The sequence below is a fragment of the Desulforudis sp. DRI-14 genome, from assembly GCF_052618305.1.
On record NZ_JBQXEZ010000035.1, the window covers coordinates 1 to 13,068 of the forward strand.

At 46.9% G+C, this 13,068-nt stretch carries 9 protein-coding genes; 3 read left to right on the forward strand and 6 right to left on the reverse strand.

The genetic code is table 11. The annotated features are described in order from the left end of the window. Nucleotides 1-83: 83 nt before the first annotated feature. The 5 genes from ACUM6F_RS12200 to ACUM6F_RS12220 all read right to left on the reverse strand — a co-directional run bounded on the left by ACUM6F_RS12200 (nucleotide 84) and on the right by ACUM6F_RS12220 (nucleotide 4,791). Complete coding sequence (locus ACUM6F_RS12200; RefSeq protein WP_445349402.1) at nucleotides 84-1,751, reverse strand: recombinase family protein; 1,668 nt, start codon at nucleotides 1,749-1,751, stop codon at nucleotides 84-86. A 79-nt stretch (nucleotides 1,752-1,830) separates the two neighbouring features. Beyond that, the gene (locus ACUM6F_RS12205) at nucleotides 1,831-2,124 is read right to left on the reverse strand and encodes a hypothetical protein (protein ID WP_445349403.1); all 294 of its coding nucleotides are present in this window, start codon (nucleotides 2,122-2,124) and stop codon (nucleotides 1,831-1,833) included. A 25-nt stretch (nucleotides 2,125-2,149) separates the two neighbouring features. After that, complete coding sequence (locus tag ACUM6F_RS12210) at nucleotides 2,150-3,172, reverse strand: relaxase/mobilization nuclease domain-containing protein (protein WP_445349404.1); 1,023 nt, start codon at nucleotides 3,170-3,172, stop codon at nucleotides 2,150-2,152. Then, nucleotides 3,172-3,483, reverse strand: coding sequence for a plasmid mobilization protein (locus ACUM6F_RS12215; RefSeq protein WP_445349405.1), 312 nt, complete (start codon nucleotides 3,481-3,483; stop codon nucleotides 3,172-3,174). The genes ACUM6F_RS12210 and ACUM6F_RS12215 overlap by 1 nt, the downstream gene beginning before the upstream one ends. Before the next feature lie 195 nt (nucleotides 3,484-3,678). Further along, nucleotides 3,679-4,791 carry an AAA family ATPase gene (locus ACUM6F_RS12220; protein ID WP_445349406.1) on the reverse strand — a complete coding sequence of 371 codons (1,113 nt, stop codon included), beginning with the start codon at nucleotides 4,789-4,791 and terminating at the stop codon, nucleotides 3,679-3,681. 119 nt (nucleotides 4,792-4,910) lie between these two features. Here ACUM6F_RS12220 and ACUM6F_RS12225 point away from each other — a divergent pair, with 119 nt between their 5' ends. Next, nucleotides 4,911-5,990 (forward strand): DUF6076 domain-containing protein, encoded by a 1,080-nt coding sequence (locus tag ACUM6F_RS12225; protein WP_445349407.1) that lies wholly within the window; start codon nucleotides 4,911-4,913, stop codon nucleotides 5,988-5,990. 168 nt (nucleotides 5,991-6,158) lie between these two features. Here ACUM6F_RS12225 and ACUM6F_RS12230 read toward each other — a convergent pair whose 3' ends face one another. Further along, entirely contained in the window at nucleotides 6,159-7,700 is a 1,542-nt protein-coding gene (locus ACUM6F_RS12230; RefSeq protein ID WP_445349408.1) for a hypothetical protein, read from the reverse strand. Between the two features lie 152 nt (nucleotides 7,701-7,852). On the opposite strand from ACUM6F_RS12230, the gene ACUM6F_RS12235 reads away from it, so the two are divergent. Together ACUM6F_RS12235 and ACUM6F_RS12240 are read left to right on the forward strand one after the other, a co-directional pair. Next, nucleotides 7,853-8,167, forward strand: a complete 315-nt coding sequence (locus ACUM6F_RS12235) for a hypothetical protein (protein WP_445349409.1) — start codon at nucleotides 7,853-7,855, stop codon at nucleotides 8,165-8,167. Then, nucleotides 8,160-12,950, forward strand: a complete 4,791-nt coding sequence (locus ACUM6F_RS12240; protein WP_445349410.1) for an S-layer homology domain-containing protein — start codon at nucleotides 8,160-8,162, stop codon at nucleotides 12,948-12,950. The genes ACUM6F_RS12235 and ACUM6F_RS12240 overlap by 8 nt, the downstream gene beginning before the upstream one ends. Nucleotides 12,951-13,068: the final 118 nt, after the last annotated feature.

Sequence of the window (13,068 nt, forward strand, 5' to 3'; positions counted from 1 at the left end):
TTCTGTTCTCGTTCAAAGGGACAAATTGTGAACCTTGGTTCATATGTACAAGGCGGATGGCGTAAGCTGTCCGCCTTGTGCTGTTACGCAATGTTTTCTTGTTCCATAGGTTCTGCATCCTCTGTGGTGACCTGCTCTACACTGTCCATGATGCCTACATCCCGATAGACGATCCGGACACTTTGTTCGGCGGTGCGGGAGTATCTTGTGCTCTTTTCACCCACCTCAATCCTTGAGATGAAGAGCCGCAGGATTTCTGGGGTGAGCTCTCGTATCCCCGTGTACCGCTTGGCCTTTTCGATGAAAGCCTCCACATTGGATGCGGAGTCCATCAGCTTTTGCAGCCTTGCCTCCTTGGTAGGGATTGCATCCCGCAGTGCCTTTTGTTCATCATTGTAATCGGCAGACAGCATTCGGAACTGCTCGTTGGTCACACGTCCAAGCACATTATCTTCATAAAGACGCTTGAATAGTGAAGTCAGCTCCGCATCCCTGCGCCTTGCCGAATCCAGCTCTCTTTGCAGACTGTTCATCTCCTTGCGAAGCTCCACCGAGTTTTTGCGGTTGATGTATTCTGCGAAGAGAGCTTCCTTTTGTCTGGCAAAGTGGGTTACCCTACGCAGGTCGTCAAGGATAATCTGAACCAGATCACGCTCCCGGATGTAGTGGGAGGAGCAGACCTCCTTGCCCCTTTTCTTGTAGGTGTAGCACATGAAGTTGTTTTTGACCGCCTCCATCGTGTGCGCCCGATGAAGGACGAGGGGCTTTCCGCAGTCGATGCAGTGCACCAAGCCAGAGAATAAATTCGGTTCATCCATCTGCTTAGGTGTACGCTTTTTACGCTGGCGAAGCTCCTGCACCATATCCCACTGCTCCTGTGTAATCAATGCTTCATGCGTGTTCTCGACTAAGATCTGCTCAGACTCATCATGGTAAACAGCCTTCTTGTTCTTGTAGGACAGCGTGGTGGTCCGCAATCCCGGCATATGCCCAAGGTAGGTTCTGTTGTTCAAGATGGCGGTCACAGAACTTGACGTCCAGCGGTAGGGCATGGCAGTATCCAGCGACTTGTGTGATGCTCCGGTCTTGCGGTAATAGTAATTGGTCGGATTGAGCACCTGTTCCTGGGTAAGAACCCGGGCGATTTGATTGGGGCCTTTTCCGGCGGCACATAATCCGAAGATGCGTCTGACCACCTCTCCGGCTTCCTCGTCAGGAACGATGCCCTTGCGCACCGTTTCATCCCTACGATAGCCATAGGGTGGCCTACCGCCAAGGATTTCACCACGCTCCGCCTGCATTCGCTTCACCGCACGCACCTTTTTACTGGAATCTTTCGCATGGAGCTCGTTGAACCAGTTGCGCATGGGCGTAAAATCATTGCTGCTCTCATACAGAGAGTCCACACCATCATTGATGGCAATAAAGCGGACCCCGCAGCTTGGGAATACCAGCTCGGTCAGTCTGCCAACCTCCAAATACTCTCTGCCTAAACGGGACAGGTCTTTGACAATAAGGGTTTCCACCTGTTCATTTTCAACCAGAGCCATGACCTCGTTCCAAGAAGGCCGGTTGAAGTTGGTGCCGGAAAATCCGTCGTCATATAGGAACTTCGTGTTGCAAAAGCCGTTTTCCTGTGCGTATTTCTCCAGCATATGTTTTTGGTTAACGATGCTGTTGGAGTCGCCCTTAATGTCATCCTCTTGACTAAGTCTTGCATATAAAATTGTATATCTTTCTTGGTTTGCCATAGTAAATCCTCCTATTCTTGAGGCAAACCGGTACGGTACTACACATCATACCGCACCGGCTGCCGCAAGTCTATCGCAGTTATGCAATATGCGCTTCTTTTTTCAGCTCACTGTCAATCAGCCCCAGCAGCTTATCCGTTGGTGTACAGTCGGTATCTGCGGGAAACACTGAGCAGATACGAAAGCGGCGTTCCTCTATCACCATGGTGCGCTGTGCAATGGTTTGGTCAGTGTCAAAAAACACAGTGGCATCATCAAAGCAGGGAGCGAGCTTTCCGTTTGCTTCTTCTTCGTGGGCAACATCAGCTGTTTCGTAGGCGCCGAGAATGCCGGTGTTTAAATAGTGGCGTGCGATTTTTTGTTCTCTATCCATAGTGTTCCTTTCTCCTTTATAGGGGTTATATGGTCTGTATATATTTCTGCTCCTGCTCCTGCTCTCCGGAAAGCTTATGCCCCTGTGCCAGTTTTTTCAGGGCTTCCCGCTGACGCCGCTTGCTGTCTGTCCAAGTCTGGGGCGGAATGGGCGGCGAAACATTGACCGTGTTCTCAAGATTTTTGCCCAGTGATAGGATGTCGCTTGCCAGACTCCCTGTCCGCTCTATCTGACCCATCCAGCCTTCGGCTGGCTCGGGGGTCAGTGGGGTAAAGCCATGTTCAGCTCGGTAGGCAAACAGCTTTTCGAGGTTTTCCTTGAGATAGGTTTCATCGTGGAGGCTGCGGTCACGGCAGCTTTTGCCCTCCGGGGTGGTGAACAGAATATATTTGTGGTGTTCCCAGCGGACGGAGTAGCCTTCATATTCCATGTTCTGAATAAAGCTTTCCTTATCAACCGAATAGAGAAGGGCTTCCTCAATAGCCTTAATGAGCGTAAATTTCCAGCTCTCCCCACGCTCCGCGGCACGGTATTCGCTGGGTGTCAGCCTGCGTTTTTTCTTTCTGCCATCATAAGGCTCCAGTACGGAAAAGCCGTGCGCCATGCAGATTTCATCATTGACCTGCCGCATTTCTTGGATGGAGGTGGGCGGCAGATGTAGCTTACGGCCGTCCTTAAAGCTTACCGAATTGACGATAATGTGGGAGTGGAGATTGTCTGTATCGTTATGGGTAGCCACTACACACTCGTAATTAGGGAACAGCTTTTCGGCAAGTTCTTTTGCTACCTCGTTAGCCTGCCATGGCGTGATGTTCTCCTTATCCGAGAAGGACTGGACGAAATGATAGAAGCACACATCACCGGTTTTCTTGAATTTCTCCTTGGTAGTCATCATTTCAAGGTAGCTGGTATAGGGGAGACAGTTGACGCCGCTCTCCACCCTGCTACCTTCAAAGCCTACTTTGTGCCCTTGCATCACGTAGGAGAGTGCGCCCAGCATCCGTCCGCAGGACTGCTTTTTTACTTTAATTCTTGTGAAGGTTGCCATCATACTGCCTCCAACAACTTTTTTAATTCGGTGCAAATATCGCCGTAGGCATCGGTGAGCTTTTCAATCTGGCTGGGATAACTTCTGCCTTGGTGGGAGAGAATGGTCAGCTGATTGAGGTTTCGTCCCTGGGCCTTTAATTCAGAAAGCACAGGATCCAGGCCATCAATAACAGTAATTTTCTTATCCAAGGCGCAGGAGGTCAGATAATCTGTAACGGTCATTTTCGCTCGTTTGGCTTGAGATTTTATCTTTTTCAGGTCAGCCGAACTAATTCTGAATGCATAGGTTTTATCCTTCTGTTTTTTCATGTAACGCTCCTTTCGTCGCTCGGGGTGTGGGGCAGCGCCCCGCCTAAAGCGACCGGCGTATAGCCGGACGCTTTGCTTGCCCCTCCCAAGGGAGGGCTTCCGTAGCTTCAATCCCCGACTTTTCACCTATAAATTAGAGTTTTTTAATCTGGTCAGCATCTCCCCACAGTTCGTTTTTTATTGACAAGGGTGTATTTATCCCACTTTGCCCTCCAAAGGATCACACAGGGGCAAACAAGGGGCGACAGCGAGGGAATTGTCCATCCCTGACAGTGCTGACGGCAAAGACGGCAAGTTCCGGGGGCTGGCTTCTGCCGTCATGCTGTCATTTCCGTCATAGCAGAGGGTGAATTCCCGTCTTTCAAAGGTGCGGTTTTCGCAGTAGCGGACATTGTTTTGCTTTAGAAAGTCCATGTGCTTGATCATTTTCTTTTTCAGAACCGCAGGGAGATAGTCCGCTCCGCCGAATATTTTTAGCTGCTCTGCCAGCTCTGTAGCTGTACCTGTAAATGTGATGGCAGATTTTATATAATCACAGAGAAGAAAAATAACCTCGTCCACCGCTTGCCCGGCTGCCTCCACAGGAGAAAGTAACTCCCACACAAAGCTTTCTTTATTAAATTCAAGAAATAACTCCCGATCTTCGATATCCCGGCCGGTGCAAATAAGCTTTGCAGTATTATCGATGCGCTTGTCCTTTTGAAGCACGAAGTTTGTGTCTGCCCCGCCTGCAATTCCTGTTGTGCCGGAAATCATATTGAGAGGATCGCTGTCTGTGGCTTTTCTAAGGTGATGCACTAGAACCATGGCGAGCTTCTTTCGATCTGCAATCTGCTTGAGGGAATTGATGTCATCATAGTCTGTTGCGTAGGGATTTACATTTGATGAAACAGTTTTACGAACTTTTTGCAAAGTGTCAATGACAATCAGTCCCGTGCTTGGGTGCTCCTTTAGAAAATTCTCAATTTGAATTTCTAAGCCATTACCGATGGCATCACTCATAATGGCAAAGTGCAAATTTGGCGGCGCATCATCGGTGATTTCAAACAGCCTGCTTTGAATTCGGGAGAAGCTATCCTCTAAGCAGAGATACAAGACCTCGCTCTTCAGCGTTTCAAGCCCCCAGACTTTTTCTCCCTTTGCCACCTGCAGGCAAATCCAGAGCGCCAGCCAGCTCTTTCCGATTTTCGGTGAGCCTGCAAGGATATGCAGCCCCTGCGGTATCAATTTGCTGACTATAAATTTCAGTGGATCCATGGGTGTGGTCATCAGCGTTTCCGCATCTATGGTTTCTAATTTCTTTGGCATTTTATACCCACCTCACTTTTCTTTTTGGTGCTTTCATTGTAGAAAAGATTGTGATATTCTTATATCGTGAATTGAAAGAATTTTATTTCGTCTAATTCTATTCTTTACAAGGAGGGCATATGGAGATTACCTATCCTTTTGCCAAGGTTTTTACCGACAGTACCAATAAGCTGAATGTATTTTTTCTCCACGATGCCGGGCATTCCACGTTTCAGCAGATTGGTGATATAGGGACAGGCATTGTGGATTTCTGTGAGCTTGACTTTTCAGCTGCGATGGAAAAAATAAAGGCACTGGAAACCGTAAAGGTCACCAATGCCAATCTTGAAGATATGAAAAAGATATACTGGGAAGCCGTGGATCTACTGAAAGAAAAGCACAGCTATGCCCATTTCTTTTTGAATGGAGACTTGCTGCGTAACTTTTATAATTGTGACAGACCAGAAGATGAAAAAGCAGGTTACGCCAATTTTATTTTTCAGTACTACATTAATTTGCAAGCCGTCTATGCCGAGGCACTTGAATTTTGTTTAAGCAATGAGGTGCTGTCTGAATATACCTTACCAGAACGGTATGTAATGTTTTGCAACCTTCATCCAGATTTCACACACCACATTTTGCGTTCCATGTACAGCGTTGCACCGATGGAAAGGGGAAAATTTGATGCCGAAAGGATAATTCAGTTCAATGATCCCAATGATGTTGATATCAAAAGTGTTCTCCAGGACATTCATCGGGATAGCGAACACTCGGTGAGCATGTGGCAGTATTTTGCCATACAAAGCTTGGAGGAAATGCTTTATCTGGAATTTATGGAAATGGTTAAGAGGGGTATCCGCATCAAGCGTTGCGGACTGTGTGACCGATATTTCGTTCTTGCGGATAAACGCAAACGAGATTACTGTGACCGCATCTTTGAAAACGGCCGTACCTGCAAACAGCTTGGTGCAAAGAAGAGGTTTCATGAGAATGTGGAGGCCGACATTTATCTGCAGGAGTTTCAGCGAATCTACAACCGCATGTATTCTCGCTTCTATCGCATGGATGCTTGGGACAGCGAGTTTCAGACGAATAAGCTGACCGAGACTGAGTTTAAAGCTTGGACCAGTATGGCATCCAAGGCACGGCAGGAATATAAGCAGGGAATGATTTGCGGTGAAAATATGGTAAGGATGATTTCGGATGATAAAAACAGCTAAGATGTCAATCATTCTTCTTTATTGTTACTCGAGAAACGATTGAACGACAAGATGGGTGTCCAACATGGGCACCCATCTTCTTTCTTACGTATGATGTAATCCCTCTCAACTTGGGGGGGGAACCTGTTTCGGACATTTTGGATAGCTGATCAAAGCGTCATCCTTGTGCTACTGCACCGAATCAACAGTATAGCCTGCCAACTCGGCAAGATATTTCCGCAGTACTGCAATAGAATCAACGTTTTTCGCTGCTCTATATGTCTTTTCGTCAGGCATGCTTTTCAGGAAGTCCCAGAACGCGGCGGTCATATTACCTTCGTTGATAGCCAGCACAACCGGCGGTTGGGAGGTTTTCGCTACAATGACGCCGAGCTCCTCCCGCGCGTAGACGGTATAACGGTCTTCCGTTGAGTTGTCGATCAAATGAATGTGGTAATTTTCAAAGGATTCAAGCAGTGCAAGAATGTGCTCCAGGTGGTCGATAAACTCCTCTGGTGTGTAGTACACTGCCCCCGCACCCAGCATATCTGACAGGGATACCTTGACGCTTCCGCTTTTCACAGCTTCAACATCCGGCAGTGAGATGAGCTCGGTAAAGTGGTTTGACTGTAAATTCTCCAGAAAACATTGATAACGCGCATCATGGAGAGAACTGCCGCCATACTCATCCATACCGGATCGCTTGAGTATCTGCATAAGGAGAGGTTCGGGCATGGTCAATAGAGAAAGCGACTCCGTCTTAATCAGCGTATCTGCCTGCCCATGCTCAAACTCGGCCAAGGTGGCGTAGCATTCCTCCCGTTCTCTGGCGGTGAAAATCCGCATTAGTGGGCGGCAGAGGCGCAGGTATTGCAGGAACTCCTCGGCGAAGGATGCAACGGCATCCCGGTCACGGTATAAGACATTTGCAGCAGAGGAAGCCTGATCACCCACGGAATTTGAAATGACCGCCGCTGTCTCCGGCGCGATGAACAATGTCCGTTTGAAAATGCCATCTCGCTTTTTGGGGTAAAAATACGGCTCGATCAGTCCGCTCATATATAGCGGCATCCACTGATTGATGGCGTTGAGCATTTCATCCAGATCCCGGCTGACGGTGTGAATGATCTTGATTCGATTGCCGCGAGAGAGAACCCGGATCATTAGCTCCGCCCACCTACGGGCATATGTAGGATCCTCTGTCATCCATGCGGTTCCTTCATCGCTGAAAAGAAGCAAAGTTTGAGAGGATTCACATAGGGCGACTTCGGAAAGAAAATATTCCGCAGCCCTGCGCTTACCTTCGATGCCATAATAAATGGAGACAGCTTCTTCAGGAAAATAGGGTTTAGAATCATCTGACTGACCAACCTGCTCGGAATGATTGGCCATACCGGAAAGGGAACTCAAAACCCGCCCCACCTGTTGAGTGCTGTTTTCCCCATCCTGTACCAGCCAACGGATAATTTCATCGGCAAGCAAACTGCTGTCGCCTGGCAGATTCATCAGCTTCAGGGCATCAAGCAAGGCTCTTTTCTGGTAGTCTTCTTTGAATTGACGCGCAAGGAAAGTAGCCATACCCTGTAGTAAGTGGTTATCCTTGGGCATGAGCCGTTTTCCGGTACGTAAGCGGCTGATATATGAGGCATCCAGCGTTGCAGCGTGAGCCAACGCGCTGTTTGAGGTTTGGGTAATATTCATAAGAAAGTCAAGTTTTTCGGCAAAAGTCACGGCAATTCCCCCTTTCATTCAGAATAGCAGATTACCGGCTGGATTGCAATAAATAGTGGCATGATTTGTGCCACTATTTTGTCATTGCCAGATTGTGCCCCCATATTGTCTAATAGGTAGCTTTTCCCTATACTGAATATGAGGTGATGCACATGGAGATTCTGGCACGGATTAAGACCGGATTTTTTGAGATGAAGCCGTATCGGCTGAAAGCGGAAGAAGGAAGTCTATCGCTTATTCCGCTTCAGGAGGGTGGCGAGGGGATTATTGTTCTTTCAGAGGGCGATATTCTATCTGTCACACTAACGGATGGGCGTCTCCCGGGGCTGGAGATACAGGTCCGAAATGAACTGTACTCCGGTATCCTTGAGGAAGGTTGTTCTCTTGCGGAAGTTATAAATTATCTGAAAGAATCCATGAATATCAACATTACCTGTGAGTATAAAGGAGGAGAGAAACATGCGTAAAAAAGCAATTTCATGGATGCTGACAGCCGCAATGATGGTATCGTTGTTTGTGTCGGTACCAATAACTGCATATGCGGATAGTAATATTGTTCTGATTTCTGGTGAAATTCAAGGAAATATAACTTGGACAGCAGATAATCAATACGTAATGGACGGAGATACCTATGTAAAACCAGGGTCAACATTGACCATCAATCCCGGCGTCATCGTGAAAATCAAGCCAGGGGTTAGGTTTTTAGTAGATGGAACTTTGAATGCATCCGGCACAACTGGAAATGAAATCTATTTTACTGATTTTAGGGATGACACCGTGGGCGGCGATACCAACGGTGACGGCGATGCTTCAAGTCCTGCTGCCGGCGGCTGGACTTATATGCTGCTTGGCTATAATAGTTCTGCCACTGCTAACTTAAGCCACTGCGTAGTCAGGTATGGTGGTGGCGGTTGGGGTGGTTGGGGCAATGATAGTCTGATTGCAATAAATGGAGGTAGTAATGTCAACATAGACAATTGCGAACTGGCTCATAGTCTACTTCGAGGAATTAGAATCGAAAATGCCACCGGAACTGTGAGCATTTCCAATAGCACCTTACACGATAATGTGGACAATGGTCTCTTTACTAAAAACAGTACTCCTACCATTACGAATAATGCTTTTAGTGGAAACGGGCAGTACGGACTTTATGTTCAAGGAAGCGCATTACCGAGCAACATTTCGGGTAATACTTTTTCTGACAATACTAAAGGAAGCATTGGGCTTGGTGCAACAGCAGCGGGCACAAGCATTGCTTCAAACAATTCAGGTGTTGAAGGGATATGGGTGTTAGATGGAGAGATAAGCAATAATACTTTATGGGATACACCTTTCCCTTATGTATTAACTGGAGATACCTATGTAAAACCAGGAGTAACATTGACCATAAATCCGGGTGTCGTCGTAAAGATCAAGCCAGGGGTGAGGTTCTTAGTAGATGGAACTTTGAATGCATCCGGCACAACTGGAAATGAAATCTATTTTACTGATTTCAGGGATGACACAGTGGGCGGTGATACCAACGGCGACGGCTCTGATTCGAGTCCTGCTCCCGGAGGCTGGACTTATATCTTGCTTGGATATAACGGCTCTGCCACTGCTACCTTGAGTCACTGCGTAGTCAGGTATGGTGGTGGTAGTTGGGGTGGTTGGGGCAATGATAGTCTGATTGCAATAAATGGAGGTAGTAATGTCAACATAGACAATTGCGAACTGGCTCATAGTCTACTTCGAGGAATCAGAATCGAAAGTGTCACCGGAACTGTGAGTATTTCTAATAGTGCTGTTTATGATAATGCACAATATGGTTTATATATCAATAATTCTACAGGAAATGTTACAATTAATGGCTGTCAAATTTATAACAGCTTATCGGGTCAAATCAATATCAACAATTCGCCAAACGTGACTATAACTGCTACCCCTGCAGAAATGCTTAATGCATCAGTAGCACCTGGAACCGTGGCGGGTAGCACAAAGGTGACAGCCACAGTTGGATCAGGCAATCATCTTGTAGTTCAAATATCTTCCTCAACAATAAGCAATGTTGACTTACACAGTATAGCTCCAACAGGTGTGGGGATTATTGATCCATATACGGAAGGGGCAGATATTTCTGGTGTGGATCCAATTACAAATAGATATCTTGCCGTTTATGAAACAAATGCCAATAATAAGATAGTAAAATTCAAATTAATACCACTTGCAGGAAGTGACATTTATACAGCCCCTGTTCTCCAAAACGCCATGACAAATGCCGATGGCTCAAAAATTATTTTGAGCTTTAATAAGGCTATGGCAGATCCCACTGGTAAACATGAACAGTTTAGCGTAGTATCCGGCGGGAGTGGCAATGCAGTTGCGGCGGCTACCCTTGGAACAGACACAAAAACTATTGAGCTGACGTTAACAACACCGATTGTATATGGTCAGGCTGTTACGGTAGACTACACACCGGGCACCATTGCGGCGGCCGATGGAGGAATGCTGACGGCTTTTGCCAATCAGGAGGTGACGAACAATGTTGCGGCGAACGTAGCTAAGATCGGCTCAATCGGTTACCCGACACTTGCGGGTGCTCTGGCTGCAGCAAATGACACAGATACCATTGTTCTCATATCAGACATCAACTACTCCAATGGGATTACAGCTGACGCTAAGAACGTAGATATTGACTTAAATGGCTTTAATTTGACTGTGTCCGGTGTTGCAGGTCATGCTTTGGAAGCTAAAAACAATGGAGTTTTAAATATTCTGGACGAAGACGGTAGTGGAGTGGTAACTGTAAATTCTTCTGGGGAATATAAGCATTGTGTCAACGCAGTATCAGGAGGGAAGGTAAATATCAAAGGAAGCTTAACAGCATCATTACCAGCTGGTGCAGGCTCTTATCAAAACATAATTGGAGCTTATGCAGACGGCCTTGGCAGTACAATAAATCTTACCGGCAGTGCATTTGGGCACATGGCAGGAATTTATGCCCAGGGTGGAGCAGTTATTACGGTTTCTGGTAATGTAGACGGTTCCTATTACGGAGCATTTTCAGCCTACAGCGGCTCGGTCAATGTAAAAGGAAATGTCTCCGGCAGCCGGGCGCTTGTGTCAGAATACGGTGGAATTGCTACGGTTGAAGGAGACATTACAGGCAGTGACCACGCCATTAGCGCAAATGCAATCGCCGGATGGGATCCTCCGACTATAACAGTTACAGGAAACGTAACTGGAACAGGAGGTGTAGCTGTAAGTGTAAGTAATGATGCAGATATTCAAATCACCGGAGATGTAACCGGATATATTGCAGCTTCAGGATCGCCACCGGTCTCCCCGGATGTTACGATAAATGGTGATATCACCGTAAACACCGGTTTTGGAGTAAGTGTATTCTATGGTGGTACGGTAACGATAAATGGGAGTATACTTGGTGCATCACCATACCTGAAACTGGATAATCTGGATATCAGCAAAAACGACTATGAGATATTCGGAGACTATCTAGTATATTCCAATACTACAGTTTCTCCTACTGCTCCTCCATATGCTGAGGACAACACCGTGAGGGTTAAAATTCCACAGGGAGGCTATACTGTCACCATAGGAACACTTTCCGGTGGAATGATTACAGCAAGTCCGACGTCAGCAACACCCGGAACCAACATCAATCTTACGATTACTCCAGATACCGGAAAACAACTCAAGGCAGGGACGCTGAAATACAACGACGGAAACAACCATTCCATCACAGGTACGAGCTTTGTAATGCCTCCGGACAATGTAACGGTAACTGCCGAGTTTGAGAATACGCTTATTAATCAGGCTCCCGTTATCACCTCAAACTGGGGCTACAACACCGTCTACTTTGGGGAAAATTATCCATATACCATTACAGTCTCAGATGCAGAGAATACATCGGGTACAAAGATATATAGCTCATTGGATGGGGCAGAATTTAGTGTTGTCTGGACCTATCCCGGTGCTCCGGATACACAAAATATGACATTATCTCCTCTCAAGGGGGGTTTGGCATCGGGAAGCCATACTTTGAGGTATTATGCTCAGGATCTCGGTGGAGTTGTCTCAAATATGCTTACCTTGACATTCACGGTGACCGACAAACCGGTAAGTCCGCCTATCAATGGTAGTAGTGGTGGTAGCGGTGGTAGCACATCAGCTGACACAGGGGCTAAAACTACCGTAACAACATCCGACGGTCAGGTCTCTGTCACAGGCATCCTGACTCAAACAAACGGAGGTACACAGGTTGTCATTAAGAACGATGATTTCAATAAAGTAAATAATGCCGACAAACCAGCTGCTGTCGATGCACATTTAGCCGCAGTAGTCTTTGATAAAAAGGCTATGGATACAATTGGAACTTCGGCCGGCTCTGGTGATGTGGTACTGATGGTGCGCCAGGTGCCTGCAACCGAACTGTCGGTAGCCCAGAAGGCACTGGTCGGTTCACGCCCCGTTTATGATTTCACGGTCACAGGCGCTGGCAAGACAATTTCTAATTTTAACGGTGGGCACGCAACGGTTAATATTCCGTATGTATTAGGGATGAATGAACATCCTCATGCTATTGTCATCTGGTATCTCAGTGACAGTGGAAGGCTTGTTAGGATGCGAGGGCACTATGATAATGCAACAAAGAGTGTAACCTTTAAAACTTCACATTTTTCAAATTTTGTCATTGGCTACAATCCTATCAGCTTTCAGGATGTATCTGCAGGTGCTTGGTATGAGAGTGCAGTGACCTTTCTTGCAGCACGGGACATCACCACAGGCACCGGGGATGGGAATTTTAGTCCTGATGCATCTTTAACCCGCGGTCAGTTTATCGTGATGCTGATGCGAGCATACGGCATCGAGCCGGACGCAAACCCTGTAGATAATTTTGCAGACGCAGGTAACACCTATTATACGAATTTTATAGCGACAGCTAAGCGGCTTGACATTGCAAATGGCATTGGAAATAACCTGTTCGCTCCCGACAGGGAAATCACTCGACAGGAAATGTTCACCCTGCTATACAATGCGCTGACAGCGATTGGCGAACTCCCCGAAGGAAGAGCTGACAAGAAACTTTCAGATTTCTCGGATGCTTCCCAAATAGCGTCTTGGGCAAAGGATGCCATGACACTCCTTGTGGAGACTGGAACAATATCCGGCAGCGACGATAAACTCTCTCCGACCGACGGCACAACCAGAGCGGAAATGGCACAGGTGCTGTGTAACTTATTTACTAAGTAATAGAAATTATAAAAAGCAGAAGGCCAATCACAATGAAGTGATTGGCCTTCTGCTTCTTTGTTGCCCCGTACCGGTTAGCCCTCGGTTCAGTTATTGTCCCTTTGAGTGCTATCCCTTG

Coding starts and splice junctions, on each gene's coding strand:
- ACUM6F_RS12210 (WP_445349404.1), bottom strand. CDS start 3,172: ATGGCAACCTTCACAAGAATTAAAGTAAAAAAGCAGTCCTGCGGACGG.
- ACUM6F_RS12205 (WP_445349403.1), bottom strand. CDS start 2,124: ATGGATAGAGAACAAAAAATCGCACGCCACTATTTAAACACCGGCATT.
- ACUM6F_RS12200 (WP_445349402.1), bottom strand. CDS start 1,751: ATGGCAAACCAAGAAAGATATACAATTTTATATGCAAGACTTAGTCAA.
- ACUM6F_RS12215 (WP_445349405.1), bottom strand. CDS start 3,483: ATGAAAAAACAGAAGGATAAAACCTATGCATTCAGAATTAGTTCGGCT.
- ACUM6F_RS12225 (WP_445349407.1), top strand. CDS start 4,911: ATGGAGATTACCTATCCTTTTGCCAAGGTTTTTACCGACAGTACCAAT.
- ACUM6F_RS12235 (WP_445349409.1), top strand. CDS start 7,853: ATGGAGATTCTGGCACGGATTAAGACCGGATTTTTTGAGATGAAGCCG.
- ACUM6F_RS12220 (WP_445349406.1), bottom strand. CDS start 4,791: ATGCCAAAGAAATTAGAAACCATAGATGCGGAAACGCTGATGACCACA.
- ACUM6F_RS12240 (WP_445349410.1), top strand. CDS start 8,160: ATGCGTAAAAAAGCAATTTCATGGATGCTGACAGCCGCAATGATGGTA.